Source organism: Bacillus sp. 95MFCvi2.1, from assembly GCF_000374965.1.
GTDB lineage: Bacteria > Bacillota > Bacilli > Bacillales > Bacillaceae_G > Bacillus_A > Bacillus_A pseudomycoides.
Genome location: NZ_KB895690.1, coordinates 176,579 through 203,347, shown reverse-complemented (window position 1 = coordinate 203,347; position 26,769 = coordinate 176,579). Strand labels below are relative to the sequence as shown.

Annotated in this window: 28 protein-coding genes and 2 pseudogenes; 5 read left to right on the top strand and 25 right to left on the bottom strand. The window is 34.2% G+C overall.

What is annotated here, in order from left to right:
* Positions 1–361 precede the first annotated feature (361 nt).
* The 5 genes from C568_RS0101035 to mtnN form a co-directional block, all read right to left on the bottom strand.
* Positions 362–940: a GNAT family N-acetyltransferase gene (locus C568_RS0101035; protein ID WP_018780499.1), complete on the bottom strand. Its 579-nt coding sequence runs from the start codon at positions 938–940 to the stop codon at positions 362–364.
* A 462-nt stretch (positions 941–1,402) separates the two neighbouring features.
* Complete coding sequence (locus C568_RS0101030) at positions 1,403–1,900, bottom strand: SRPBCC family protein (protein WP_018780498.1); 498 nt, start codon at positions 1,898–1,900, stop codon at positions 1,403–1,405.
* 168 nt (positions 1,901–2,068) lie between these two features.
* A complete protein-coding gene (locus C568_RS0101025; protein WP_029426831.1) occupies positions 2,069–2,920 on the bottom strand; it encodes a GNAT family N-acetyltransferase in 852 nt (283 codons plus the stop codon).
* Between the two features lie 26 nt (positions 2,921–2,946).
* Positions 2,947–3,582 (bottom strand): SDR family oxidoreductase, encoded by a 636-nt coding sequence (locus tag C568_RS0101020; protein ID WP_018780496.1) that lies wholly within the window; start codon positions 3,580–3,582, stop codon positions 2,947–2,949.
* A 46-nt stretch (positions 3,583–3,628) separates the two neighbouring features.
* Positions 3,629–4,336, bottom strand: coding sequence for a 5'-methylthioadenosine/S-adenosylhomocysteine nucleosidase (gene mtnN / locus C568_RS0101015; protein ID WP_018780495.1), 708 nt, complete (start codon positions 4,334–4,336; stop codon positions 3,629–3,631).
* Between the two features lie 475 nt (positions 4,337–4,811).
* On the opposite strand from mtnN, the gene C568_RS0101010 reads away from it, so the two are divergent.
* From C568_RS0101010 to C568_RS0101000, 3 genes are all read left to right on the top strand, one after another.
* A complete protein-coding gene (locus C568_RS0101010) occupies positions 4,812–5,504 on the top strand; it encodes a response regulator transcription factor (protein ID WP_029426830.1) in 693 nt (230 codons plus the stop codon).
* Positions 5,494–6,651 carry a sensor histidine kinase gene (locus C568_RS0101005; RefSeq protein ID WP_018780494.1) on the top strand — a complete coding sequence of 386 codons (1,158 nt, stop codon included), beginning with the start codon at positions 5,494–5,496 and terminating at the stop codon, positions 6,649–6,651. The genes C568_RS0101010 and C568_RS0101005 overlap by 11 nt, the downstream gene beginning before the upstream one ends.
* 597 nt (positions 6,652–7,248) lie before the next feature.
* Positions 7,249–8,259: a D-alanyl-D-alanine carboxypeptidase family protein gene (locus C568_RS0101000; RefSeq protein ID WP_018780493.1), complete on the top strand. Its 1,011-nt coding sequence runs from the start codon at positions 7,249–7,251 to the stop codon at positions 8,257–8,259.
* A gap of 60 nt (positions 8,260–8,319) precedes the next feature.
* On the opposite strand, the gene C568_RS0100995 is transcribed toward C568_RS0101000, so the two are convergent.
* From C568_RS0100995 to C568_RS0100975, 5 genes and pseudogenes are all read right to left on the bottom strand, one after another.
* Complete coding sequence (locus C568_RS0100995) at positions 8,320–9,087, bottom strand: glycosyltransferase (RefSeq protein ID WP_018765921.1); 768 nt, start codon at positions 9,085–9,087, stop codon at positions 8,320–8,322.
* A 265-nt stretch (positions 9,088–9,352) separates the two neighbouring features.
* The gene (locus C568_RS0100990) at positions 9,353–9,883 is read right to left on the bottom strand and encodes a shikimate kinase (RefSeq protein WP_018765920.1); all 531 of its coding nucleotides are present in this window, start codon (positions 9,881–9,883) and stop codon (positions 9,353–9,355) included.
* 23 nt (positions 9,884–9,906) lie between these two features.
* A complete protein-coding gene (locus C568_RS0100985) occupies positions 9,907–10,392 on the bottom strand; it encodes a DinB family protein (protein WP_003197807.1) in 486 nt (161 codons plus the stop codon).
* A 258-nt stretch (positions 10,393–10,650) separates the two neighbouring features.
* Positions 10,651–11,160: pseudogene (locus C568_RS31650) on the bottom strand (GNAT family N-acetyltransferase).
* 29 nt (positions 11,161–11,189) lie between these two features.
* Positions 11,190–11,798 carry a flavin reductase family protein gene (locus C568_RS0100975; RefSeq protein ID WP_018780491.1) on the bottom strand — a complete coding sequence of 203 codons (609 nt, stop codon included), beginning with the start codon at positions 11,796–11,798 and terminating at the stop codon, positions 11,190–11,192.
* Between the two features lie 94 nt (positions 11,799–11,892).
* On the opposite strand from C568_RS0100975, the gene C568_RS0100970 reads away from it, so the two are divergent.
* A complete protein-coding gene (locus tag C568_RS0100970) occupies positions 11,893–12,573 on the top strand; it encodes an ArsR/SmtB family transcription factor (RefSeq protein WP_018780490.1) in 681 nt (226 codons plus the stop codon).
* Positions 12,574–12,774: 201 nt separating this feature from the next.
* Here C568_RS0100970 and C568_RS0100965 read toward each other — a convergent pair whose 3' ends face one another.
* The 8 genes from C568_RS0100965 to C568_RS0100930 all read right to left on the bottom strand — a co-directional run bounded on the left by C568_RS0100965 (position 12,775) and on the right by C568_RS0100930 (position 21,959).
* Entirely contained in the window at positions 12,775–14,715 is a 1,941-nt protein-coding gene (locus tag C568_RS0100965; RefSeq protein ID WP_018780489.1) for an AMP-binding protein, read from the bottom strand.
* 48 nt (positions 14,716–14,763) lie between these two features.
* Positions 14,764–16,305: an acyl-CoA carboxylase subunit beta gene (locus tag C568_RS0100960; RefSeq protein WP_018780488.1), complete on the bottom strand. Its 1,542-nt coding sequence runs from the start codon at positions 16,303–16,305 to the stop codon at positions 14,764–14,766.
* Positions 16,306–16,307: 2 nt separating this feature from the next.
* Complete coding sequence (locus C568_RS0100955; RefSeq protein ID WP_018780487.1) at positions 16,308–17,096, bottom strand: enoyl-CoA hydratase; 789 nt, start codon at positions 17,094–17,096, stop codon at positions 16,308–16,310.
* A gap of 4 nt (positions 17,097–17,100) precedes the next feature.
* On the bottom strand, positions 17,101–18,012 hold the full coding sequence (locus C568_RS0100950; protein ID WP_006094897.1) for a hydroxymethylglutaryl-CoA lyase: 912 nt from the start codon (positions 18,010–18,012) through the stop codon (positions 17,101–17,103).
* Between the two features lie 22 nt (positions 18,013–18,034).
* Positions 18,035–18,250 (bottom strand): acetyl-CoA carboxylase biotin carboxyl carrier protein subunit, encoded by a 216-nt coding sequence (locus C568_RS0100945; protein WP_003197789.1) that lies wholly within the window; start codon positions 18,248–18,250, stop codon positions 18,035–18,037.
* A 27-nt stretch (positions 18,251–18,277) separates the two neighbouring features.
* Positions 18,278–19,615 carry an acetyl-CoA carboxylase biotin carboxylase subunit gene (locus C568_RS0100940; protein WP_018780486.1) on the bottom strand — a complete coding sequence of 446 codons (1,338 nt, stop codon included), beginning with the start codon at positions 19,613–19,615 and terminating at the stop codon, positions 18,278–18,280.
* 14 nt (positions 19,616–19,629) lie between these two features.
* Positions 19,630–20,775, bottom strand: a complete 1,146-nt coding sequence (locus C568_RS0100935) for an acyl-CoA dehydrogenase (protein ID WP_018780485.1) — start codon at positions 20,773–20,775, stop codon at positions 19,630–19,632.
* Positions 20,776–20,990: 215 nt separating this feature from the next.
* Positions 20,991–21,959 (bottom strand): YbgA family protein, encoded by a 969-nt coding sequence (locus C568_RS0100930; protein ID WP_006094900.1) that lies wholly within the window; start codon positions 21,957–21,959, stop codon positions 20,991–20,993.
* A 542-nt stretch (positions 21,960–22,501) separates the two neighbouring features.
* Here C568_RS0100930 and C568_RS0100920 point away from each other — a divergent pair.
* Entirely contained in the window at positions 22,502–23,149 is a 648-nt protein-coding gene (locus C568_RS0100920) for a DUF2625 family protein (protein WP_018780484.1), read from the top strand.
* Positions 23,150–23,340: 191 nt separating this feature from the next.
* Here C568_RS0100920 and C568_RS0100915 read toward each other — a convergent pair whose 3' ends face one another.
* The 7 genes and pseudogenes from C568_RS0100915 to C568_RS0100885 form a co-directional block, all read right to left on the bottom strand.
* The gene (locus tag C568_RS0100915; RefSeq protein WP_018780483.1) at positions 23,341–23,553 is read right to left on the bottom strand and encodes a hypothetical protein; all 213 of its coding nucleotides are present in this window, start codon (positions 23,551–23,553) and stop codon (positions 23,341–23,343) included.
* Positions 23,553–23,933 (bottom strand): hypothetical protein, encoded by a 381-nt coding sequence (locus C568_RS0100910; RefSeq protein WP_006094832.1) that lies wholly within the window; start codon positions 23,931–23,933, stop codon positions 23,553–23,555. The genes C568_RS0100915 and C568_RS0100910 overlap by 1 nt, the downstream gene beginning before the upstream one ends.
* 211 nt (positions 23,934–24,144) lie before the next feature.
* A complete protein-coding gene (locus C568_RS0100905; RefSeq protein WP_018780482.1) occupies positions 24,145–24,516 on the bottom strand; it encodes a GntR family transcriptional regulator in 372 nt (123 codons plus the stop codon).
* The gene (locus C568_RS0100900; protein ID WP_018780481.1) at positions 24,513–25,169 is read right to left on the bottom strand and encodes an ABC-2 transporter permease; all 657 of its coding nucleotides are present in this window, start codon (positions 25,167–25,169) and stop codon (positions 24,513–24,515) included. Before C568_RS0100900 ends, C568_RS0100905 begins: the two co-directional genes overlap by 4 nt.
* Complete coding sequence (locus C568_RS0100895; RefSeq protein WP_018780480.1) at positions 25,162–26,016, bottom strand: ABC transporter ATP-binding protein; 855 nt, start codon at positions 26,014–26,016, stop codon at positions 25,162–25,164. The genes C568_RS0100900 and C568_RS0100895 overlap by 8 nt, the downstream gene beginning before the upstream one ends.
* Before the next feature lie 128 nt (positions 26,017–26,144).
* Positions 26,145–26,492 (bottom strand): annotated as a pseudogene (locus tag C568_RS0100890) (N-acetylmuramoyl-L-alanine amidase); the annotation flags it as partial.
* Positions 26,492–26,719, bottom strand: a complete 228-nt coding sequence (locus C568_RS0100885) for a BhlA/UviB family holin-like peptide (RefSeq protein ID WP_018780478.1) — start codon at positions 26,717–26,719, stop codon at positions 26,492–26,494. The pseudogene C568_RS0100890 and the gene C568_RS0100885, both read right to left, overlap by 1 nt.
* Between the last annotated feature and the right edge of the window lie 50 nt (positions 26,720–26,769).

Below are 26,769 nucleotides of genomic sequence, written 5' to 3'. Positions count from 1 at the left end.
GACGACTCCAAAGTTTCATTTCTCCACTCTGTTCATTATAGCTTTGAAAAACCTCTTATTTTAAACATTAGTCTCTCCTATATATTACTATTATTTCGAAGAACAAATTTAATTTAAACAATGACATAACGTGAGAATCAATTCTCCATTACCTAGGGGGTTAATTGTATCTATAATTCTATTTTTAAGGTATTATAATTACATAATAAAATCTTGATATAATCAGATTTAATAACACCTACATTAATACTACTTGATAAAGTGAAACTTTAATCAGCGCGGTTTTATCCACTACCTAACTTTTTTCTTTCTTTAAATTTTATCCCATTAAAGCGAGATGAAAATAAATAGGTGTATCATTTTAATTGAAATTTTGTATGTAGTCCTCTTTAAGGATTCCGTATATTTCCAAATCAATCACTCCTTTACCAGACCATAAAGAAGCTTGTCTTAACACCCCTTCTTTTATAAAACCGTTCTTTAAGAGGACTTTCTTTGAAACCTCGTTTACAGGCATGACCTCCGCTTGAATTCTGTTTACATTAATTTCTTCAAATAAAAATTTTACTACCATACGAACAGATTCAGTTGCAATGCCCTTACCCCAATAATCCTCTGCCAAAAAGTATCCAATAGATACCATGTTCACTTTTTGATTAAAATCCATAGATTCAATAATTCCAACCAATTTATCACTTTGATTCTTCTGAAAGATACCCCATTTAATTTTGCTTTTTTTATGATAATCCCTATCAAAATGACCAATCGTCTTTCTTACCGTTTGTAAGTTATGTTTAGGAATGATACCGCAATATTCAAATACCTTGTCATTGTCGTAGATCGAATATAATTCCTGTAAGTGTACCTCTTCGATTTTTCTTAATACTAGATTAACAGATTCCAATACTGGGAAATCTCCAAAAACCATTTCAATATTCATTTTATTCTCTCCTTAGGTTATTCCTTAATTGGTCTTATAAGTTCTTTTCAATATATTTAGGTTTTGTATTCTTTCAAAGTGATACATTCCTCAACCCTCTGTATATTCACATTTTATAATTCAAACAAAAGTTTTTTTTGATAATTTGTGCTAATTTTACATTTATATTGCAATCTACACTGTGTTCCTCTTTATGAAATTTAAGTGTATTTAAAAAGCAACAAAGCAAGTTTTCTCCTGTTTTGTTGCTTTTTGTATTAGGCATCAGTTAATCAATCTAAGAGAAATGTAATTTAATCATTTTTTGTCGAGAACATTGCAAATCAAACTTATGTGCTGTTTTTTATTATTGTTAACAATTATGTACTCTTTTCTGTATTTATTTCATCCCATCATATAATCAACAGTTTTTATTTCACGATAAAAGCTTTTTTAATCTGTAATTATCACATAATAATACGATTAATTTAAATCATTATTTTCGATTTTATTAATCACTAACTTATATCTTTTATACCATTTTTCCCATTCATCTTTTGGAAAATCCATGTCATGACCATCTAATACAGAAGAAAAAATTTCTAAACATATATGCCATCCAGATAAATCTTTTGGTGTGTGTTCATTTATTTCATGAATAAATTCCTTTAATATTAATAGACAACCATCTGAATTTTTATGTACTTCAAATCGAACACGATCTTCTCCCCAAGTAAATTCTAATACAGAATTTACTTGACAGTCTAAAATATTAATATCAATAAAATTCCCTGAGCCATCCATCATATCAAATTTTATAATACCTCCTTTTCGTAGATTCTCTACATAAAGGTTTGGCATCCATCTTGCTAGTTTATCATTCTCTGTTAATACAGCCCAAACTTGTTCTACTGCATGATTTAATGAACGGTTAAATTGAGCTACATATTCATTATCTATTTTCTCTATTAGAGCTAACATAGTCATACCTCCATTTAAACTCGAAAAACAAACATACGCTCGTTTTTTAAAATTTCACACAAAACACATGAAAAAGCAAATAAAAACTTATGATGTCTATAAAAATATAAATCCTTCAGTTTCTTTTAAAGTATGCAGCTAAAAGATTTTTCTATTTTCCTCTAAACGTTACAATGTATAATACATTTCATACTGAGCCAACGAACTTTTCTCGAATCCGCATTTTTTTACAAATCCTTCAAGTAAACCATTATTAGGGAATCCAATAGAAAGACTGGGAAGCTGTAATTCTTTGCTTACAGTTTGTAATAGACTTGTAGCCACTCTAATTCTTCTATATTTTTTATCAACAAATAATAAACTTATCTTACCATTGTCACTAACACATATACATCCTTTTAAATCATCATTAATATAAGCTCCATAATACGTATTATTTTCAGTTTTCTCCATATAATCGATATCATTTTGCCAATTTATATGGAAGTTTAACCATTTTTGTATACCGTTTTGAAATTCGCCAAACTTAATTTGCCTTATTTCTATATTTTGTACACTCTTACTTGTCAAAATAGAAGTGTCCCTCAAATTATAGTAAGACAGATCATATACTTTTTCATACCCTAACTTCGTATAAAATTGAATCGCTCTATCATTACCGACAATGACTTCAAGAAAAAGTTGCTGACATCCATTTTTTATCGCTTCTTCTTTATGAAATTCAAATAATTTATGACTAACGCCAACCCCACGATAGTCCGGATGAAGCGCTAATGTGCCACATCGCATTGTTTTTATACTTTCATATTCTTTAATTCCACCAAGTATAACTCCAATTGATTTATTTTCATCTAACGCTATATAAGAATGCTTAAGTTTATTACCTTCTGGACCGAAAAATCTTTTTATAAAGTCTTCTTTTGAAACTTCCATCTTTATAATGTAATCAGAAAAACCATCTCGAAAAGCTTCGTATACTAAATCTATATCTGCTTCGCTACATTTTTTATAATGAAACATAGTAAAATTTTCATCTACCTTTCCCACTAATTTGAAATAAATGGACATTTTCTGCTATACATTTCATCATTAATTTGCTTTATAACAAACGGCGCAATATCTCCATTTTGAATCTTAATCCCTGGTAAATCTCTGATACTCTCTTTGATTTTACCACTCCCTTGTCCGTCTACAACAAAAGGTAACCGCACAATAGTCCAATCCACATTGCTATTTTGTATCACTTGTAATTCCTTATACTTATCTTTCATCATATTCGAAAGAAACACACGAAATAACATTGCTCCTAGTTTATTTAATATACTCTTTTGATCTCCTTGTACATCCAATGATCCTCCAGAAACAAGAATATATCGCTTGATTCTGTATTCTTCCATTACTTTTAAAATATGATTTGTCACCGTACTAAATATATATGATTCTTTTTTAGGTTTCCCCACTGCATTAATAACAGCCTTGCAGCCTTGTAGTAATCGACGTATTGCAGAAATATCGCGAGCATCTCCTTTTACAACTTCCAAATGTTTATGCGATATTTTAAATATTTGTGGATTTCGTGTGAGAATTCGTACAAAGTATCCTTCTTGTAGTGCTTGAGTTATAAGGTATTTACCAGCCTTTCCGTTTGCACCGATAATTGCTACTTTATTTATTATTTTCATGACTAAAGTTAGGCTCCTTTTAAAGGATATAGATTTATATATCGTATTATTGATGAGATGTAGTTAATTCGTAAACGCGTAAAAACGCAATTAAATATTCACATGCTCTCTCACAGGCTAACATTTTAAACACCTTTTGTTCCTCTACAGTTTTATCATTTGCCTGATCTGAAGCTGCTTTCAAACAAAGAAAAGGCTTTTTATTCACATGACATACGTATGCAAAAGCAGCTATTTCTTGATCAACAGCTATTGCACCATATACAGTATGTAGTAAATATCTCATTTCCGTACTGCGAATACGCTGATCTCCGGATATGAAAGTTCCAAAATGTACTGGATCATAAGCACGCACTTTTTTTATTTGTCTTACAAGGTATTTCGTTGTTTCAATAGGAGCTGCTCTACCAGTATATAAATCGAAACTATCCGTTCCTGTTCCCGCAGCGGTTACATCATGCTGTAGTGTGTTAAGTGCAACAACAATATGACCATTCTTTACTTTCTCAGATAAACTTCCGCAAATGCCTGTCATAAATAACTGTTCAGGCTTAAATTCACTTATTAGTAACTGTACGCAACTAGCACAGTTCACTTTTCCAACACCAGTAACTACAGAGATTATTTCTAATTCATTTATAGAATGAAAATGAAATTCCCAAGCAGCTCGTTTTTCTACACGATGGCTTGGATAATACTGATACAAGTATGTAAGCTCTGGTTCCCATGCGGATACAATTGCAATACGTTTCATTACACTTTTCACTTCCCCCTATTTTCATTTGAATAATTCACCAATGTTTTTTCGCTCATAACATGGAATCCACTTTTTATGTAAATACCTTATTAATTCTTTATTCTTCGTAAGTACTTCACATCCTCTTCTAGATCCTTTCTAATCTACTATTCCTTTTAAATAATTCAAATTCCACTTATTTTATATTTCAAATCCTAATCTAATAAAAACTTTTTTATATCACTTTTCCAAGCTCCACTGGATTCAAATGTATATAGTTTTTTATGTAACACGCTACTTTCTCCTCAATAAAACTTTGTTTCAACATATCATAAGGAAACAAATTATCCTGTTGTTTTTATTAGTGATGTATTTTTTTAATTCTTTTCAATACATTACATGAAATTTTATGTATGATCTTAACTCCCAAATGCCTAAATGTTTGTTATTATATTAATGATGAGGGAATGCAAAGAAAGGAATTAAGTATATGATGGAAAGAAACATTTTAATTATTGATGATGATAAAGAAATTGTAGAATTACTAGCCGTTTATTTACGAAATGAAGGCTACAGCATTTATAAAGCATATGATGGTGATGAAGCGTTACACATGCTCTCACTTTATCAGATTGACCTTATGATATTAGATATTATGATGCCAAAACGAAATGGACTAGAAGTTTGCCAGCAAGTTAGAGAAGAAAATACGGTACCTATTCTTATGCTAAGTGCAAAAGCCGAAGATATGGATAAAATCCTAGGTCTTATGACAGGTGCAGATGATTATATGATTAAGCCCTTTAATCCATTAGAATTAATAGCTAGAGTTAAAGCGCTATTACGTAGATCTTCATTCCAACAAGTTACATCACTTAATGATGATGGTATTATTCGCATCCGCTCTGTTGAAATACATAAACATAATCATACTGTGAAAGTGAATGGAGAGTATATTAAACTTACATCTATTGAATTTGATATCTTATATTTACTTGCCAGCAATACTGGTAGAGTATTTAGTTCAGAGGAAATATTTGAACGAGTTTGGAATGAGGATGGTTATGGTTCCAATAAAACTGTAATGGTTCATATTAGTAACCTAAGAGAAAAACTTGAAACAGGAACGAATGGTGAAAAACTCATCCATACTGTTTGGGGAGTAGGTTATAAAATTGAGAAATGAGACATTTGACATATTAAAAGTCATTCCGAAATGGAAAATTGTTTTTTGGCTTTTAATATCTATTTTGCTTACACCAATTACCGAGGTTGTCATATCCCGTCTTGTTACGAGTGTAATTGACAGTTCCCTTACATTAACGGCATTAAGTGGAGAATTTGTCAGAATCGTCGGCTACGAAAAGTATATGGGATTAAAGGAGTCTCTTTGGACAATGATGGGATCCTATCTGTTTTTATTCTCAATTTTTTCATTCTATGTTTATATTTTCTATCGTCACGAAAAAAAACTATATTATGAAGTATGCATAAAGCAAATGATTGACGAAATTCGTTATATTGCGGATGGTAATTTTAATCATAAAGTATCTATTTTACAACATAATTATTTAGAAGACTTAGCAACTGGTGTCAATCACATTGTAGAGCAGTTAAAAGTTTCAATTGAAGAAGAACGTCAAACTGAACAAGCCAAAAGTGAACTCATCACAAATGTATCACATGACTTACGGACACCGCTAACATCCATAGTTGGCTATGTTAATCTCATACATCATGATAATTACAGAGATGAAGTAGAATTACGTCATTATATTCAAGTTATTTATGACAAAGTAAATCGATTAAACATGCTAATGAATGACTTATTTGAGTATACGCGTGTTCAAAATAACGAGTTACAACTAAATACTGTACTTATTGATATAATTGAACTACTTGGTCAACTATCTGTTCAATTTCGTATGCAATTCCAAGAAGCCAATATTGAGTGTAGACTTTCATTTCCACCAGAAAAACTTATGGTCCTTGCTGATGGAGATAAATTAGTACGTGTATTTGAGAACTTAATTATGAATGCTATAACGTATGGTAATGATGGGAAATTTATTGATATAACAGCTTATCAAGACGGAAACATGATTGTAATCGATATTACAAATTACGGACAGCCTATCCCAAGTACAGATTTAGCACATATTTTTGAACGCTTCTATCGTGTTGAAAAATCCCGTTCTGCATACACAGGAGGATCAGGCCTTGGATTAGCGATTGCAAAAAGTATTGTGGAGATTCACGATGGAACGATTGAGGTATATAGCGATACTGAACAAACAACATTTACTGTGAAGCTTCTTTCATATAAGCAATAAAAAGCATTTATCTCAACAACTAAAAATCCACTAAAAAAATCACCTATTAGAACAAGAAAAGTACTATATTCTAAATATAATAGTGATTTTATTGTAGCTATGGCACGCCAGATGGGTTATGAGCCTCCAAATACAGATGTTTTAGGGACTAAAGAATAGTGAGAAATAAACAAACTGATTTGGAATCAGTTTGTTTATTTAAGTAGATTGTATTAAATAACAGTTTGTACCTGCGAAAGTTGATTTTTTCCAATAATTCCAAATGATTCTTCACTTTCCCCACTGTACTTAAGAAAATTCTCCACCTCTAACTGTTACTTCCACTTCATAATTTACTTCTACGTTAAATAAATTGAAAAAATTTACTCTTTAAGAATTCTTAATTTATCCATTACTAATTCATTCCTGTCCTCTACTACTAAATCTTCTTTATGTTTAAATGTGAGTGAAAATACATGTTTATTTCCTCATGATGACCATAATTATCCAAAATTTATATATTCCTTATAATTCTTTAGAAATTCTTTACCTTTTCTTTCCTCCTAGTTAAAGATTAATTTTTACACTAGTAATATCGATATACAAGGAGGATAGCTTATGCAACATTTTAAGAATTTGGTGCTTCTTATATTGTCTTTTCTTATTACTGCAATTCTTGTTTTTTATTTTTATTTCTATGTAAACGGACCTTCAATTAAAGCGAAATCAGCTATTTTAATAGATGCAACATCAGAAGAGATTGTATATAAAAAAAATGAAGATACCCCTTTCTCCTCAGCAAGTTTATCAAAAATGATGACAGAGTATATTGTGTTAGAACAAATACAAAAAGGAAAAATCAAGTGGGATGATCGTGTGAAAATAAGTAATTCTTCCATTCAAATGGAAGGAAATAATATCGATATAACTTTTGAAGATCAAATAACGATTCGAGATTTGTTTCATGCAATGGTTCTTGCATCTGATAATAGTGCGGCCGTATTTTTAACAGAACATATTTCAAAAAGCGAACAAGACTTTACAAATTTAATGAATGAAAAAGCGACACAATTAGGATTATCTAATAAAACGTATTTTGCAAATGCAACCGGCGTAATAAATAAACAAGAAGAATCTAAAATAACAGCCTTAGATGCCTCGAAACTAGCCCAGCATTTAATAAAGGATTATCCTATGATATTAGAAATCACCCAATTAACTTCTTATCAATTCACCTTCAAAGATATACATGTTTTCAATACAAATAAAATGTTGTATTCACTTGATAGTAAAATAAAATTCAAAGGAGTCGATGGTTTACAAACTAGCTTTTCAAATCCTGCTGGATATAGTTTTGCTAGTACAGCAAAACAAGGAAACAAGAGGTTTATTTCGATTGTAATGGAGGCAAATGGAGAAAATAGTGCTTTTATCGAAACAAAAAAACTATTTACTTATGGTTCCGAGCCTACTCACCTTCCATCTCTTCAATCTGTTAAGGATTATTTGATATCGTGGATATCTCTGCTTCAGTTTAAAAATCTATTTTTACAAACAATAATAATTTTTGTTATTATTGCCATTTCACTATTCGTACATATACGAAAAAAAGATTCAGAGGATTTTTAACTAAAAAGCCTCTTTCACATAAAAAAACCGGCTTGTATTTTCTAAAAAAGTCGGTTTTCCTTATTTCCCTTTTTTCTTTTCATAGTATAATTCATCTGCATACTTTTTATTTGTTCCCTTTAAATATGCCAAAATAATTTGAGGTCTCTTTACTAAAGTCCAATCACCATGCTCATCAAATTTTCTACAAGATGTTGTCATATAAGCTTTTTTAATGGTAGTAAAGCCTTTTCCATGGATCTTACCGTATTTTTTTAAACGCATTGCAAATTCCGCATCTTCAGCCATTAATAAATCCTCATTAAAACCACCAATTGCTTCAAAATCCTTTCTATAACACCAAAACATTCCGACAGAAACGAATCCATATTTGAAAATGAGAGGAATAATTAACAATAATCCTGAAACAATAATTCCTAATGAAATACGTTCAAATTTCCCTTTTACTCCCCCTCCTATATATTTTCCAGTTTTTAAATGCTTATCTATTTCTCTTAACATATTCTCACTCATCCAGCTATCAGCATCAATTGTAACAATGATTTCTCCTCGAGCTATTTTCGCCCCAGCATTTCTAATTTTAGATAGGTTCTTATTCTCATCTTGTAAAGTTATACAATGATAAGATTGTGCAATTTCTTCTGTGCAATCACTACAACGATTTAATACAACAATTACCTCGACTTGATTTTTATAAAATTTAGATGCAACCACAATGGAATCAAGACATCTACCAATATATTTTTCTTCATTGTGTGCAGGTATGATAATGGAAAACTTAACATCTTGTTCACCATCTGTTCCGACAAAACAACCATTTCTATCCATATCATATCTCTCCTATGTAAACCTTATTTATCAATTCATTTTCTTACTATATTTACAACCGACTTATTACGCCGTTGTTTATTCAAGTTGTACTATGAACAAAGCCTTACTATTTTTGAAATGATTGAAGTCTATAAAACAAAAAGTTTTTTCTTAATGTATGTACTTTTTCAAAAAAACACCAAGGTATAGGACTCACATCTAATATCTTGGTGTTTTCGCTTTATATCTTCATTTAAATCGCAACTTTTCCGATTAAAATGTCTCAATTTAAGCGTGACAATCCTACTCTCGATACTTTCATCTCTGTATTATCTTTCAGAATAATCAATTTCTCCTCATGCTGTTTTAACATCCTCAAAATTTCTGATTTACTATCTTTTTCAAAATCATTCGTCCACTTAAACATTTTCATTAACATTTTAAATGTGGGCTTATAGTTAGCCTTTTCCAGGTTAAGTAACTGCAAAATAAATCTTTTTATTATTCTGACTATCCTCTTCACTACACTTACATCTAAGAATATGATTAAATCTGCTTTTTGAAAGCTTTGCGATACCCATTTATGATGGGCACCTTCAACAATCCAAGCATTTGAATTTACAATATTGTAAAGTTGTTCATCTCTTTCCTTAGGTGTATTTCTTATATCTCCATTTTTAGTCCTTCTCCAAACAACATTATCTAGCTCATAATAAGGAATATTTAATTGATAAGATAATGCTCTTGCTAAGGTTGTTTTTCCACTTCCAACAGAACCAATGATATGAATTTTATTAGGTATAATACTTTTCAAAACAACCACCACTTTATAGATTTTTACAAAATAGAATTCCCAGCTTCTTTCATTAAACCTCTTCTAATTAAATTTGCTGACACAGGCTGAAGATTCAATTGTCTTGCCCAAATAGATAATTGACCAATATGATGGATCTCATGAGCAATCACATGACGTAGAACCTCGCCATATTTGAACGTCTCATCAGTCCATGAGGCTGTTAATATTTTATTCTCTAAATTACTTGACCATGTTTGTGTAAAGTCTTCCATTTTAGTTCGAAAGGAATCAGAAAGCTGCTTCACTTTTTCTAGCGTTCTATAATCTTCAAACTTCAGTTCGAAATCTGCTTTCCCTTGAAGCGCACGTATCCAGCTATACTCTACATCTACAATATGAAATAAAGTTTCTAAAATACTCCCTACTCCTCCAACACGTTTACAGAGTAAATCTTCTTCCGAAAGCTGTTTACACCATTCAAACCATTGATCTCTTACTTGCCAATTGTATCGAAATAAAGTTTCCACTAAATATCGCTCCTTTTAATATGTATCCAGTTAATACCATTATATTACTTATACAGAAAATTCTTTTATTTTATAGTGCTATTTTGTATAAAGAGCGCTATCCAAGAACATATCAATAGAGTATTCGTTTGAAAGATAAATAGCTATAATTTTATACCTGAGCACTTAAAAGAAACCAAATTAGATTTTTATAATTTTTCCAATTAGTTTAATATCTTCTCCATCAGTTACATCATATCATTTTAAGATAAATTTTAGTTACATTCTATTAAACCATTCATATTCCAAAATACTCATTTCCCACAAATTCCAATATTCATCTCCTATTTTCCTCGCATCTCTTAATAACCCTTCTTTTACAAATCCCACTTTTTCATAGCAATAGCAGCTGAATTAAAATCGAACACTCCGAGAGAGACTCTATGTAATTTTAATTGTACAAATGCAACATTGAGCACTGCTTCCATCATCTTTTTCCCAATAGATTTTCCCCTCATACTTGTATCACCAACCAAAACTTTCCCAATTCTTGCAGATTTATTTATTCGGTCAATTTTTCCAAGTGAAATATGCCCAATAACCTTTTTCGTTTCTTGATCTATCACTTTATAAACAAATACATTTGCATTTTCATAACTTCTCTAATTATTTGTTCTGTAATGGGTATGAAAATACCGGACCGCCCCATTGTAATAAAAACTCTTCCGAATCAATCCAATCTATAAGTTGCTTAAAATTGTTTCTTTCAAAATACTCAAGTTTGATCATTTCCCCTGACTCCTTTTAAGATTTCAAGCTCAATAATTCTTCCCTAACTCTTCTCCTATTGAAAAATAATGTCTAAAATTATAAAATAACGGACTCCATTTTTGCGGATCAATATGGTTTTCCCCTTTTATTATCTCTTCATGCGCATGTACATGAACAACCTCGGTTTCAACAATTGCAAAGAAAGGATCATATTCTGGAATCCTAATTTGTTTTACGTTTGCTTCGATTTGTAGTGGGCATTCTTTAATGCGTTGTGGCTTTACTGACTGTGAATCCAATGGTGTAAAACCAGCCATTGTAAATTTATCTTTTTGATATGTATACCCCATTTCTTGTTTATAAACTGGGACATGTTCTACTCCAGTATAGGGTGCGATTTTTTCTACTTGTTTCCACTGCAATGCAGAAGGGAAATTAATAACACATTCTCTACTCCTTTCAAGATTTCCAACCGATTTCCCTCCCAAACCAATGCCTAAAATCATATATTTTCCTAATGCCCATGAAGAAGACATTGGACTGATATTTGTTGTCCCATCTTCATTTAATGTTGATAATAAATAAATTGGCATTCCATAATATAAAATCTTGGGCTGTATCTCTTTGCATAATAGTTTACTTATTTCCGAATTCATATTATCACTCCTAATTTTGATTCTTTATCTGTATTGTAAAACATAAAAACTTCCATTATCATCGAAATATGGATGTAAAAAAGGAGTGAAGAGGATGAATGAAAATATAGCGAAAATCGCTTCCTTAATTAGTGATACATCACGAGCAACTATCTTGGTTCACCTTATGGATGGGCGCGCCCATCCCGCTACTGAATTAGCACATGTTGCAAAAATCAAACCACAAACAGCCAGTTTTCATCTCAATAAATTATATGAGGCACAAATTGTTGAAGTAGAAAAGCATGGCAGACATCGTTATTACAAATTGGCAAATCATGAGCTAGCAGAATCACTAGAAAAGCTATTATACATTGCCCCTTGCGAACCAATTCGATCTTTTAAACAAGCAAAAGAAAATAAAGAAATTCAATATGCAAGAACATGCTATGATCATTTAGCAGGAAAATTAGGAGTTGAAATTACAAATGCTTTATTAAATAAACAAATATTAACAAAAAAGGATACTGAATTTACAGTAACAAAAGTCGGTGAAGCATTTTTTTTAGATTTCGGTGTGAACTTAGAACGATTACACAATAAAAGACGTGCATTCTCCAGATGTTGTTTAGATTGGACCGAGAGACAACACCATATTGCAGGTGCACTGGGAAATGCAATTCTGGTACGAATGTTAGAACAAAATTGGATTACTAAGTTCGAACAATCAAGAGCGATACACATAACTTCATTAGGACAGCAAAAAATTTATGAAACTTTTTCTATAAAACTTTAGTTTTATAGATGAACAATTCTCATATTTATAGACTTATACATGAATTATTCGGCAAAGGAACTACAAAATTAATCTTTATTTCAATTTGGCATAGATAATGTATGTGCTTTTCATTCATATTAAAGGAGATTCTCAATACAAAAAATCTATCCATCATAAAACAAGACATGAGCCCCTTTTATACGGGGCTCATGTCTTGTTTTATATTTGACTAGATTGTAATCCCTGAATATAAGAGACAACTTCCGGATTTACAAGTGAAGATAAATCTCCCAATTCTCTCCCTAAGTAAGCTGCTTTAATTACTCGTCTCATTACTTTAGAATTGCGTGTTTTCGGTAAGTCTTCTACAACATGAATATCCTTTGGACATAACGCTTTTCCAATGTGAGAGTTTACTAAATTTAATAACTCTATCTTTAATTCATGTGTAAATATAGTTCCTTCACGTAAAACAATGAAGCAGTGACAAACTTCGCCTTTTACTTCATCTGGTACACCAATTGCTGCTGCTTCTATTACATCATGATGCTTTACAAGAATTGATTCGTATTCCGCTGGTCCAATACGCTTCCCGGCAATATTTAATGTATCATCAGAACGTCCTGTAATGATATATTGCTCTCCGTCATAGATTACCCAATCACCGTGCACCCACTTATTTTCAAAACGTGACCAATACGTATTAACGTAGCGCTCGTCATCTCCCCAGAAGCTTTTTGTCATTCCGACCCATGGTTTTTCTAAACATAATTCTCCAACTTCATCACGAATTGGATTACCTTGTTCATCTAATACAACAGCTGCCATTCCAGGTAAAGATGCATTGAAACTAATCGGTGCAATTGGTTTAACTAAAACGTTTCCAAAGATCCCACCAGAAATTTCTGTTCCACCTGAATAATTACAAATTGGCACCTTCCCTTTACCAACTGTTTCAAAAAGCCACATCCAAGGGTCAGGATTCCAAGGTTCACCTGTTGATGCAAAAACTTCTAAACTTGCTAGGGAATGTTTCTTTACATACTCATCACCTTTTGCCATCAATGCTCGAATTAATGTTGGTGAAATCCCAAGATGCGTAATTTGATATCGATCAACCGTTTCCCATAATCGATCTGCTTCCGGATAATCTGGAACACCTTCATACATTACCATTGTTGCACCATTAATAAATGAACCAAATAATAAGAACGGTCCCATCATCCAGCCCATATCAGTAACCCATAATACACGATCACCTTGCTTAATATTCATACCAAACCCTGCATCAAATGCAGATTTCAGAGGAAATCCGGCGTGCGTGTGTACTGTTCCTTTTGGCTTACCAGTCGTCCCAGATGTATATATGAGCATAAGCGGGTCATCACTTTTCATTTCTTCAGCATGTGTAAGTGGTTTTTCTTTTTCTAAAACGCTCCATGAAAGATCATAATTATGAGGTGTAAAATCATTTCCAGCATGACGAACAATGACAACTTTCTCAACAGACGGGCATTGTTCACACGCTTTATCCACCTCATCTTTTAAAGAAACAATTTTACCACGGCGCGAGAATCCATCCGCTGTAATAATCATTTTGGATCCTGCTGCCTGTACGCGCGTCATGACTGCATCAGAAGCAAATCCTGAAAAAATCGGAGAAATAATCGCACCTATTTTCATTACTGCCAGCATGGCAACAACTGTTTCAGGAATCATTGGCATATAAATCGTTACGCGATCACCTTTCTCAATTCCGGAATTCTTTAGTCCATTTGCAACTCGGCTCACCCAGCTATCGAGCTCTTCATATGTAAATGATTTTGTTGTTCCGTTTTCCCCTTCGTACATGAGAGCAGGTTGTTGTTTTGTTTCTTCATCTGCAAGCCAACGAGATAAAGCTGATTCTACTACATTACACGTTCCCTCAGTGTACCACTGAGCGAATGGTGTACCGTTTTCTAAATCTAATACTTCTGTATACGGCTTCATCCATTGATAACCAACTGCACGTTCCGCTTCTCCCCAAAACCATCCAGTTTCTTCAATTGACTTGTTATAAAATGCTTCATAATCTTCATAGCCAAGCGATTTCATCCACCCATATAGACGTGTTTTATCTTTATATTCTTCTGTTGGAAACCAAACGGCTTGTTTCAATGTTTTCCCCTCCTCATTTTTCGAACAAGAAAGCCCTTAATAGGGCTTCTATACTGGATACACTGGATGTTTTCGATCTGTAAACACTTGATATTTACTCATGTACATTTCGAAACGCTTCTTTAGTTCTTCACGTAAATCATTCGGATGAACAATACCATCAATCACCATTTCTGATGCTAGGCGATAAATATCGATATCTTTTTTATACTCTTCACGTTTTTCTGCAATGAAGCTTGCACGCTCTTCTTCTGGTAATGCTGCGATTTTATTCGCATATACGGCATTAACAGCAGCTTCTGGTCCCATTACAGCAATGGAAGCCGTTGGTAACGCTAAACAACAATCTGGTTCGAAAGCTGGGCCTGCCATTGCATATAGACCAGCACCATATGCTTTACGAACAACGATTGAAATTTTCGGTACTGTCGCTTCACTCATAGCAGAAATCATTTTCGCACCGTGACGAATAATACCAGCTCTCTCAACTTTCGTTCCAATCATAAATCCAGGTACATCCGCAAGGAATAATAATGGAATATGATATGCGTCACATAAATTAATAAACTTCGCTGCTTTATCAGCAGAATCGTGGAATAATACACCGCCTTTCATACGCGGTTGATTTGCAACAATACCAATAGACTTCCCATCAATTCGGCCTAATCCTGTAATAAGTTCTTGTGCAAATAATTTTTTCACTTCAAAGAAAGAACCTTCATCGATAATACGATTAATAAGATCTTTCATATTAAAAGGAGCATTTTGATTTTCTGGGATGATTTGTTCTAACGTTTTTTCGAACTGTTTTGGTTCTTGAGGCTTAGTCATAGGAGCATTTTCTTGATAGTTACTTGGAAAATATGAAATATATTGTCTTGCTTGAGCAATCGCATCTTCTTCTGTCTTACATAATACATCTCCGCATCCTGATACCGAGCAATGCATACGAGCGCCGCCCATTTCCTCTAGTGTTACTTTTTCACCAATAACCATTTCAGCCATACGCGGAGAACCTAAATACATAGAAGCATTTCCTTCAACCATCATGACAACGTCACAGAAAGCAGGAATATAAGCACCTCCAGCTGCAGAAGGACCAAACAATAAACAAATTTGTGGTACCTTACCTGATAGCTTCACCTGGTTATAAAAAATGCGTCCCGCACCGCGGCGCCCTGGGAACATTTCAACTTGGTCAGTAATACGAGCACCTGCAGAATCAACAAGATAAAAAAGTGGTACACGTAACTTTTCAGCTGTTTCTTGAATGCGTAAGATTTTTTCAACAGTTCGAGAACCCCAAGACCCTGCTTTAACTGTTGAATCATTTGCCATGACACATACAGTACGACCATGTATTTTACCAGTAGCAGTTACAACACCATCTGCCGGTAAGCCTGTTTGCTCACAATTAGCAAATAATGCATCTTCTACATATTCACCATTATCAAATAGAAGAGCTAAGCGATCTCGAACAAAGATTTTTCCTTTTGCTTTATTTTGTTCATGATATTTTGGTGCCCCACCTTGTTTAATTGTTTCAACACGTTCTTGAAATGCATTCGATTGTTGTTTTTGTTCTAGCACATTTACTCCCCCTTATACACTGGTTTACGTTTCTCCTGAAATGCTTGTAGTCCTTCTAATCGATCTTTCGTATGGATTACACCTTCATACGCCTGCTTTTCCATTTGTAATCCGGTATGCAAATCTACCTGTACCCCATTTGAGATTGCTTCTTTTGCTAATCGAATAGCAATTGGTCCATTACTCGCAATGCTTCTTGCAATTTCAATTGCTTTTTCTTCTAGTAAGTTAGCTGGTACCACAAACTCTACCATTCCATATTCCTTCGCCTCATGCGCTGAAATACGTCTTGCTGTATAAATTAATTCTTTTGCCCTGCCAACACCAATTAGTCTTGGGAGACGCTGCGTCCCACCAGCTCCTGGGATGATAGCTAGAGATGTTTCAGTGAGTCCAAGGCTTGCTGTTTCTGCCGCAATTCTAAAATCACACGCTAAACTTAACTCGGTACCACCACCAAGTGCAATTCCATTTATTGCAGCAATAACAGGTTGTGATAATTGCTCAACCATATCCATTGTAGAACGAATCATCCCAACTGCATGACGTACTTGCTCCTCATTCATATTGGCACGTTCTTTTAAATCAGCTCCGGCACAAAATGCTTTTTCACCATAGCCTGTTAAAATGACAACGCGAATATCGGCTTCTTCATTAATATGATTTAATGTAGATTGCAACTCTTCTAATAGTGCAAGAGATAATGAGTTTGCTTGCCGTTCGCGATTTAATGTTATTTTTACGATATGCGGTGTTACATAATCTACTGAAATATTTTGTAATTGTAGCATTTTATCACCTACTTATTGTTTTATGTTGCAATGCTTTATACACATGACTTGGCAATTGAATATTTAGCTTGCTTTGAATAAATTGACTAGCCTTTAATAAGTTTTCTTCATTTATATTTGTTTGTACGCCCATTTTGTGGAGCATATGTACTAAATCATCAGTCGCGACATTACCTGATGCCCCTGGTGCATACGGACAACCACCAAGCCCACCACAGGAACTATCAAATGTCGTAACACCGTATTCCAATGACTGAACGACGTTTGCAAGCGCCATCCCGTAGGTATTATGAAAATGCATCGCAAATTGAGAAGAATCATATTTTTTAAGTAAATGTTCCAATACTCGCTCTACTTGCAATGGATTTGCTACACCAATCGTGTCTCCCAACGAGACTTCATAAATACCATATGAGAAGAGTTGATTACATAACTCGTCTACAGCATCAATGCTCACATCCCCTTCATAAGGACAACCAAATACAGTAGAAACGTAACCTCTTACTCTTTTACCTGCAAACTCTGCTTGCTTTGTAATATCTTGGATGACAGATAATGCTTCTTTAATAGACTTATTAATATTGCTTTTATTATGTGATTCACTCGCTGATAAAAAAACATTCACCTCATCTACATTTTGCAAAAGAGCTCGTTCCAAACCATTTTGATTTGGAACAAGCGCAGCATATGTAATATCTGAATTCCGCTTTAACTCTGTAAATACATCACTCGCATCAGCTAAAGCAGGAACCCATTTCGGGTGAACAAAAGAGGAAACTTCAATATATGATAATCCAGCTTCTGAAAGTAATTGAATCCATTTCACTTTATCTTTTGTGCCAACAATTTTCTTTTCATTTTGCAAACCATCACGTGGTCCCACTTCTTTAATGACAGCAAAAGTAGGTAGCTTCAATACATTTCACCCCTTCTTCTCCCTATTCAATCTCTACCAATACATCTCCTTCATTAACAAAATCGCCCTCTTGCACATTTATTTTCATAACTGTCCCAGCTTCTTCTGAAACGATTGGAATTTCCATTTTCATAGATTCCAAAATGACGACATCCTGTTCTTCTTCTACTGTATCTCCTATTCCCACAACAATTTTCCAAACATTACCTGCCATCGATGCATATACTTTTGTCATCATTTTTTCCCCCTTTAATATTCATAAACCTTATTTTTTTACAAGTTGTTTTGTTACAAAACCTGTTGTATAAATACCACTTTGGAACACTTCATCTTCTAGCACTTGCAATAGCATGGATGTATTTGTCTTAATGCCTTCTACTTTCAAGTTTTGAAGTGCATCCTGTAATTTTTCAATTGCTTCTTCACGCGTTTCACCATGAGCAATCACTTTTGCAATCATCGGATCGTAAAACGGTGTGATTGTAACATTATTTTCTAAAAAGTGATCAATCCGCACTGTTTCTGGTAACGTTAGGTCCGTAATCTTCCCAGGTGATGGGAAAAATGTTTTTGGATCTTCTGCATAAATACGTGCTTCAATGGCATGACCACTACGATTTATATCCTCCTGCGTAAAGGAAAGCTTTTCACCAGACGCAATGAGTAATTGTTGTTCAACAAGATCTAGACCAGTAATTTCTTCAGTAACAGGATGCTCCACTTGTAACCTGGTATTCATCTCTAAGAAATAGAAGTTTTTCTTATCATCCACAAGAAATTCAACCGTACCTGCATTTGTATAGCCAAGAGCTTTTGCTGCTTGTACAGCAACTTTCCCCATCGCTTTACGTGTTTCTTCATCTAAAAATGGAGACGGTGCTTCTTCAATTACTTTTTGATTCCGGCGTTGTACAGAGCATTCACGTTCCCATAAATAAACTGTATTGCCATGTGTATCAGCTAAAAGTTGAATTTCAATATGATGCGCATCTGCAATGTATCGCTCTAAGTACATCTCACCATTACCAAAAAAGTTTTGTGCACGCGTTTTATTGCTCTCGAATGCTTTGGTGAGCGTTTGCTCAGTTTCCATCAACTGCATTCCAATGCCCCCGCCGCCCGCGGATGCCTTCAGCATTAATGGATAACCAATTTGTTTTGCAATTTCAATCGCTTCTTCAGCAGTCTCAATATTCGTTGTGATTCCTGGTACAACTGGAACATTTGCTTCTTGCATTGCCAGACGTGACTCGATTTTACTTCCCATCTTAGCAATGATTTCTTCAGAAGGACCAATAAATACAATTCCTTCTTCTTTACAGCGAACCGCGAAGGAAGGATTTTCTGATAACAATCCATATCCTGGATGAATCGCTTCAGTATTTGTTTTCTTAGCAATTTCTATAATCTTTTCGAGATTTAAATAGCTCTCTTGGACACGTGGGCCACCAACCAAATAAGCCTCATTTGCTAGTTTTACATGAAGTGCATTTTCATCTGCCTCTGAATAAATAGCAACTGTACGAATTCCAAGTTTTTGACATGTTTTTATAATTCGAACTGCAATTTCGCCACGATTAGCGATTAATATTTTTTGAAACATAGTGAATCCTCCTTTTATCTACACCCTAAATGTCTTGCGATTACGAGACGTTGAATTTCAGAAGTTCCTTCACCAATTTCTAAAAGCTTCGCATCACGAATATGACGCTCTACTTCATATTCACGCATATAACCATATCCACCATGAATTTGCACTGCTTGATTCGCAATACGACTTGCTGCTTCAGATGCAAATAACTTTGCCATAGCCGCTTCTTTACCGAAAGGTTTATCATGATCCTTTAACCAAGCCGCTTTATGTACTAAATTACGCGCCAATTCCACTTCAGTAGCCATATCAGCCAGTTTAAATTGAATCGCTTGGAAATTAGAAATCGTTTTTCCGAATTGCTGACGCTCTTTTGCATATTGAAGTGCACGCTCAAAAGCAGACTGTGCAATTCCTACAGCTAATGCTGCAATTGAAATACGCCCTCCATCAAGTGTATATAAGAATTGTTTAAATCCTTTATTTACATCACCAAGAATATTCTCTTTCGGTACACGAACACCATCAAGTACGATTTCACAAGTATTAGAGGCACGAACACCCATCTTATCGTATGGACTTGAAATCGTTAATCCCTCACTTGTTGTCGGCACAATAAATGCAGAAATACGTTTTTTTCCATTTTCTTCGACACCATTGATAGCGGTTACAATGATTGTATTTGCATACTCTGCATTCGTAATCCAACACTTCTCACCGCTAATCACATATTCATCACCATCTAAAAATGCTTTTGTTTGTGTGCCACCTGCATCGGATCCAGCATTCGGTTCAGTTAAACCAAAAGCACCTAATGTTTTTCCAGATGCCATTGGAACTAAATACTTCTGCTTTTGTTCTTCTGTACCAAAGTAATAAATTGGAGAAGCACCTAATGAAATTGTTGCAGCATAACTTAAACCTGTACCGCCACAAGCACGGCCAATTTCTTCAACAGCTAACGCATACGATAGAGTATCGCCGCCAGAACCTCCATACTCTTCTGGGAATGGGATTCCTAATAATCCTAGTTCGCCCATTTTTTGAAACGTTTCGTATGGAAATTCAGCTGTTTTATCATAATACACAGCTTTTGGTGCAACTTCCTTTTCAGCAAAGTCTCGTACCATTTCTTTAATCATTTGTTTTTCGCGAGTTAGAGTAAATTCCATTCCGCTACACACCCCTTATCGAATATTGAGTTTCGACAGCGTGCGAGTCTGTACTACAAACATTGCTTTTAAAAGACAAGAATAGTAGTTAGATAATTGTTATAATTCTGTCATAACTTAATTTTAAAACAGAATCTGTACTCATGCACAAAAAAATTCCTACATTGTTCTACAACAACATAGGAATAACAGTGTCGAATTATGTGGTTTTTTCTTTAATAATCTCTTCCTTTTCCGGAATCTGAAATTTCTACTAATGCTTCAGGGTACGGTTCAAAATATGTTTGTCGTAATAAATAGTGGTCTTCAAAACGTAAGACCCACGACTTTAAAACTACAAGTAAATTGCTAAGAGGTATTTTCTTATCTGCATATTTTTGAAGTAGCGTTAAAAAATACTCTTTTTCTTGCTTGTTTAGCTTATCTTTAAAGTATCCAAAAATATGCTGACATACGTTTATATTCGATGTATAGCGAGGTGTTCGCTTCAATAATTCATACAAGGTTTTTTCGTAATTTTCAAAGATATTTTCAATATTATCCTTTGCATGATTTGCAATAATACGGCCTAATTTTTTTTGTTTCACCTGATTATATGCCATAAATAAATATTTATGATCTGACTGAAATGATACTAATTCTTTCAGAGTTTTACTCTGTTTTATTGTTTTGAAATGGGCCATTGTAAACAACCTCGTAAAGAAATGTTCACGAATAATAAAATTCGACAATCTACCTTCTTCTTCTACTGCAATATGCGAAAATTTTTTTAGTACAGCTCCACCAAAAAATCCAACACCCTTCTCTTTTACTGGTGATTTTTCATATCCTGTATAAATTTTCACATCTCTAGTTCCGCAACTTGGGGAACGATTTTTTAAAATAAAACCATCAACATCCAGTAAAGTACTTAAAAATTGATCAGAAAACCGTTGCATCCTCTCTGTAACATCTTTTCTTGTCGAAGGCTGTACAAGCTTATGAATGCCACTATCTTCGATAATCCGAATTGTCTCACGTGGAATTCCTAATCCAATTTCCACTTCAGGGCATACCGGAATAAATGTAACAAACGGCTGTAGATTTCGAATAGTCACATCATGAATCAAATCTCCATTATAACGGCAAGCACCAAATTCTAGACATTTACTTACAACAACTGTTGGTTTAGCAAATTGTCGCATTTTATTACCTCCGCGGCGTTAATCCATATAATATAAATTGTACTACAATGAGTATTCTAAGCAAGGTTAGTTTGTATTGTCTCTTTTTATTATGACTATATATCAGTGACATATCAGTGACATATCAGCGATAATTTATATCTATTTCATATAAGTGTTAGCAAGTTCGTTTGCAAACTTGTTAGCACTTTTTTATATTTCTTCTATTATAAGCCTCTCCCCTCTTTACCTCTACGTTATATCAGATTAATTCTTGTTTCCCTGTTCAGAACTACGAGAAACACATATGACATGAACTGTATTTTCGAGGGGATTTTAACCATTTATTGTTATAATTAAATCCGCAATGTTTTTTCAGGATGGAGTTCTACCTTACAAGATGAATTGAAATATATTGTATCTGATTTTGAAAAAGCTGGATTTTCCAAAGAAACAATTAAAGAAACTTTAGAACAACAATATAAAATGCTTGATAAATTGAAAGTAAAAATGGAACAAAAATAAAATATAAAGTAACTGATGACTAAAAAGGGAGAGAATAAATGGATACTATAAATAATGGGCTATGGAAAGAAATCAGTAATATGTTTACTGATTCGAGCAAAAAAATAAAGTTGAATATCAATGAAACAACAAACGGGAAAAACACTTTGGAAGTATTGCAAATACCATCAAAATCCGCACTAGGTTCAATAGTATATAATACATCAGAAATAATAGTCGATGATTGGATTAGAATACTTGGTTCTGACAGTGAAAAGAATAGAGGGATACTTTCATATAATCTAGTTAACAAAGATGAAGTTGCTACAAAGATTGATAAAATGCTAATAGTTGCAGATGATATTGTCGGGGGCGTTTTCGCATTAAATGCGGGTAAGTTTTCTATTGGTGTAGGCCATATTTGGTATTTTGCTCCTGATACATTAGAGTGGGAGTCATTAGATATGAAATATTCAGAATTTATAACTTGGATTGCACAAGGGAATATGAATGAATTTTATAGTACCCTGAGATGGAATACATGGAAAGAGGACTCTGAAATTATGAAATTCGATGAGGCCATATTGATATATCCATTTTTATGGTCTAATGAATTACAGTTAGAAAAAGCAGATAAAAAGATTGTACCTGCTAAGGAACTATTAAATATCAATCAAGAATATAGCAAAAAGTTTAACTTGAGTTAAGTTTAACTACATTTATAATTAGAATGATATCGCCCCTGTTGCTTTAAAATAAAGTTTGATCAAATTGATACTAATAACCTTGATAAACGTTCATAGAAAAGAGCGTGTTTTGAAAAAAAGATTGCTCAAAACACGCTCTTAATATTTTCAGTTGGTTCATTCTTTTATAAAAAAGTTTGATAATTTCCTATCTATGTTGCTCCACAATCGCGCCCGATTGTGGAAGAGATTAAAAAATTTGAATGGTCCATAGACAAAGTAAAGTTGCCTGACTGATCTAACTCAAAAACCAAAAGCACACCCGTAAAATGATGGGATTCTTTGGGATTCCTGCGCAAAAAACTCAATTTAAATATAAAGAGCTGCGTAATAATAGGAGAAGTTTCCATCTCCCAAAGATCCATCACCCCCTCCTAATCGATTTCAGTGGAAGGGAGTATAAAGCACGCCCGAGGAAAAGACCTCCAACGGCAAAAATAATCGACAGCCAGAGTCCGACCTGACTTATTGCTAAATACGAAGGAATCGTAATATTTAATGTAACTTTCAGAGCAACAAACACGATAAGTGTTACAACCACATAGAGGTTCCTCTTGCCCGTTCCGATTTTCCCTTGTTCTTTTTGAGCGATTGCCCATCCTTGGGCCATCCCTGCCAAAATGCCTAATACGACTCCCACTAATAACAACATCCATTCAGTCGTTCCAATGCTGTTCGTCGCAATGGACCACACGATCCCGACAATAAGTAGCATTGTTCCGATAAAAAATGTTTTATCTAACATTTTCACTACTCTTCAAACCCTTCTGATTTTTTTACTGAATACTATCAACTTGTGTTATAGAATCAACTCTATCCATTTCAAACCTCCGACTTGCGCAGCATCTTATAAGTTATGGTAGCGCAGATGGTAGATACCGAAACGAGCCACATTAGAAGTCATTGGTTGAGAGAGTTAGGATGCCAAGAACACATTTCGTATCACAACGTCTTATTTAAACTGTATAAGCCTTCTTCAAAAGTTCAATCACTTCTTCTATTGTAAGACCAAAGGATTTGTAGTATGAAATGTCGCTAACCATTTGCTTTATGACCATTTCGTTGCGTATTCGCAGTATCTCATCGGATGAGAATTCTGCTACAAAGCACCCTTTACCCGTTATTGTATTTATCAAACCACATCGTTCGAGTTCTTCCCAAGCTTTCTTTACGGTGATGATACTAACACGAAGTTCCTTGGCTGCTTGTCGAATGGGTGGTAAACAATAGCCGCCTTCTAATTCGCCTTTCAAAATTTGGGCGCTGATTTGTTCGAAAAGCTGCTGATAAATTGGCTTTTCAGATGTGTTCGAAATTGCTATATTCATTGTATCTCCACTTGTAGGAATCGCTTATACGCAATTCGATAAGCAATCATGGTGAACAAAGTAAATATCACGATTCCTGCGATCAGGATGGATATTTGAAGCGCCATATTGTCAGCGCCGCTACCATTGAAAATGTCAGACACAAAAGAATTCTGGATTCCGAGCCATTGTGCAACTCCGGCAAAAACCATTGCGGCTGTAACGGATGCGAAGGTTGCTTCACCATATTTATACGCTGTCTTGTAATACATGGAAATAAAGATGATGTTGAAGATCGCGAGCATGACAAAACATAGTCCCCAGAAACCCATGTGCGGTGCGAAGAAATAGTAGGTTTGATTCGGATATAAGCGAATATTTAACATTCCAAAGATAATTGCACTAACAATATGCAATAATTCCAGAATGACAATAACGAACACCCTCGCCTTTACCATGTCTTTTTTGGTTACAGGCATCATAGTAGTAAATATTAAATCGTTCTGAGTTCTATATCCTGCAAACATAATCGGTATCGTTATCCAGCAAAAATACAGAATGACAATAAAATATAACCAACCGGGAACAAGCATTAATGCACCTATAAAAACAGGTAATACAAAAAACATGGGATTTAGGCCTAATTTTAAATCCTTCATCACTAAGTTATACATACATATCCTCCTTTTTTGAGAAGTAAATCATGATTTCTTCGAGACTCGGCGTGGTTGCTTTAATATCGGAGGAGGGATCGAAGTCTTTGGAGTGAATCAATCCCGTAAAGCCAAATGAATTTATTTTGTAGGAAATCAAATTTTCTTTCACCTGATTTAGCTGGTTTCCGTTACCATTTAGTAGGCGATATGAGGCAATAAATTCATCTTTCTCAGAACTGTTGATAATTTGACCGTTTTCGATAAAGGTAATAAAATCCGCGCATTTCTCCAAGTCGGATGTAATATGAGTAGAGAAAATAATGCTGATCTCGCCATCTATCACGAGCTCTTGAAAAATATCCAACAGATCATCTCTTGCGGCTGGATCGAGTCCGCTTGTCGGTTCGTCTAGGATGAGAAGCTTCGCCCCATGGGATAGGGCAAGGGCCAAACTGTACTTTACCTTCATCCCCGTCGACAATTCAACGATTTTTTTGTTTTCATCCAATTTAAATCTTCGTAAATAGTTGTAATAGGTTTCATCATCCCAATTCGTGTAGAACTTCTTAATCACATTGGTCAACATCTTCATTTTGCTTCGAGTATAAAAGTCAATGCCGCTAAATGTGTATCCGATTTCCTGTTTCAATTCAACCTCGTGTTCGGCAATGTTCTTGCCTAAAATGCGTACCTCGCCGCTATCAAGATTAATCATGTTCAAGATCGATTTAATGGTGGTTGTTTTTCCTGCGCCATTGGCACCGATAAAGCCCATAATATAACCCTTTTCCAGTTGAAACGATACATCCTTTAACTCGAAATTTTGATATTTCTTATTTAAATTTCTAATGTCTAATGCCAGCATACAGAACCTCCTTATTAATTGTGTATACCGTATATGCACAATATATGCCAGAGTACTTATTAAGATAACTATCAAATTTTCCAATATGCACCCATTTTTCATGCATCACAATATAAATTGTGTTGTTTTGCTGTTTCGCATAGTTCTACATGTACAAATCGCTTATTTGCTGCAGAACCTGCACCATACGCAATATAACGTGTATCCGCAATTTGAATTGTTTCGTCCCAATCAACTGCATAATGTACAAATGCATTACGCCAAGTACAAGACTCGTATTTTTGGATATTAATAGCTGGTGCTTCAGATGTGGCTGTGGAATGTGCCACTACTCCTTCATATGCACCGTAACGATAAGGGATTTTAGATAAACCATCAATAATTAAAAGTCTATCAGCAAATGCACCCGTAACAAACGAAAATAAAATAAGTAACGTTGCAAGAACAGAAGTACATAGTTTCATTGTTTTCTTCATTACACATCACCTTCCCCCAGGATTTTTTGTTTGATATCTGATACATCTTTTGATAGTGAACCAAAGGCTTTTGCTTGTTCTTCGATGACTTGTTGGTTTTTCTCAATGACCTTTTGATATTGTGCTGCACGCTGTTCATTCTTTTTTTGCGTAGTAAAAAGCATCCACACGAATAACGCTACAAATGCTCCTCGTTGAATCATTGAATTAAAAATTTGTTCCTCCATCGTTCTCATCTCCTTTGGAAAAATAAAAAGAGAGACACTTGTCCCTCTTT

What these genes read in the sequence shown, in the direction of transcription:
- C568_RS0101035 (WP_018780499.1), bottom strand. Translation starts at nt 940, where the DNA reads ATGAATATTGAAATGGTTTTTGGAGATTTCCCAGTATTGGAATCTGTT.
- C568_RS0101030 (WP_018780498.1), bottom strand. Translation starts at nt 1,900, where the DNA reads ATGTTAGCTCTAATAGAGAAAATAGATAATGAATATGTAGCTCAATTT.
- C568_RS0101025 (WP_029426831.1), bottom strand. Translation starts at nt 2,920, where the DNA reads ATGTTTCATTATAAAAAATGTAGCGAAGCAGATATAGATTTAGTATAC.
- C568_RS0101020 (WP_018780496.1), bottom strand. Translation starts at nt 3,582, where the DNA reads ATGAAAATAATAAATAAAGTAGCAATTATCGGTGCAAACGGAAAGGCT.
- mtnN (WP_018780495.1), bottom strand. Translation starts at nt 4,336, where the DNA reads ATGAAACGTATTGCAATTGTATCCGCATGGGAACCAGAGCTTACATAC.
- C568_RS0101010 (WP_029426830.1), top strand. Translation starts at nt 4,812, where the DNA reads ATGGAAAGAAACATTTTAATTATTGATGATGATAAAGAAATTGTAGAA.
- C568_RS0101000 (WP_018780493.1), top strand. Translation starts at nt 7,249, where the DNA reads ATGCAACATTTTAAGAATTTGGTGCTTCTTATATTGTCTTTTCTTATT.
- C568_RS0100995 (WP_018765921.1), bottom strand. Translation starts at nt 9,087, where the DNA reads ATGGATAGAAATGGTTGTTTTGTCGGAACAGATGGTGAACAAGATGTT.
- C568_RS0100975 (WP_018780491.1), bottom strand. Translation starts at nt 11,798, where the DNA reads ATGAATTCGGAAATAAGTAAACTATTATGCAAAGAGATACAGCCCAAG.
- C568_RS0100970 (WP_018780490.1), top strand. Translation starts at nt 11,893, where the DNA reads ATGAATGAAAATATAGCGAAAATCGCTTCCTTAATTAGTGATACATCA.
- C568_RS0100955 (WP_018780487.1), bottom strand. Translation starts at nt 17,096, where the DNA reads ATGCTACAATTACAAAATATTTCAGTAGATTATGTAACACCGCATATC.
- C568_RS0100945 (WP_003197789.1), bottom strand. Translation starts at nt 18,250, where the DNA reads ATGATGACAAAAGTATATGCATCGATGGCAGGTAATGTTTGGAAAATT.
- C568_RS0100940 (WP_018780486.1), bottom strand. Translation starts at nt 19,615, where the DNA reads ATGTTTCAAAAAATATTAATCGCTAATCGTGGCGAAATTGCAGTTCGA.
- C568_RS0100935 (WP_018780485.1), bottom strand. Translation starts at nt 20,775, where the DNA reads ATGGAATTTACTCTAACTCGCGAAAAACAAATGATTAAAGAAATGGTA.
- C568_RS0100930 (WP_006094900.1), bottom strand. Translation starts at nt 21,959, where the DNA reads ATGCGACAATTTGCTAAACCAACAGTTGTTGTAAGTAAATGTCTAGAA.
- C568_RS0100920 (WP_018780484.1), top strand. Translation starts at nt 22,502, where the DNA reads ATGGATACTATAAATAATGGGCTATGGAAAGAAATCAGTAATATGTTT.
- C568_RS0100915 (WP_018780483.1), bottom strand. Translation starts at nt 23,553, where the DNA reads ATGGATCTTTGGGAGATGGAAACTTCTCCTATTATTACGCAGCTCTTT.
- C568_RS0100910 (WP_006094832.1), bottom strand. Translation starts at nt 23,933, where the DNA reads ATGTTAGATAAAACATTTTTTATCGGAACAATGCTACTTATTGTCGGG.
- C568_RS0100905 (WP_018780482.1), bottom strand. Translation starts at nt 24,516, where the DNA reads ATGAATATAGCAATTTCGAACACATCTGAAAAGCCAATTTATCAGCAG.
- C568_RS0100900 (WP_018780481.1), bottom strand. Translation starts at nt 25,169, where the DNA reads ATGTATAACTTAGTGATGAAGGATTTAAAATTAGGCCTAAATCCCATG.
- C568_RS0100895 (WP_018780480.1), bottom strand. Translation starts at nt 26,016, where the DNA reads ATGCTGGCATTAGACATTAGAAATTTAAATAAGAAATATCAAAATTTC.
- C568_RS0100885 (WP_018780478.1), bottom strand. Translation starts at nt 26,719, where the DNA reads ATGGAGGAACAAATTTTTAATTCAATGATTCAACGAGGAGCATTTGTA.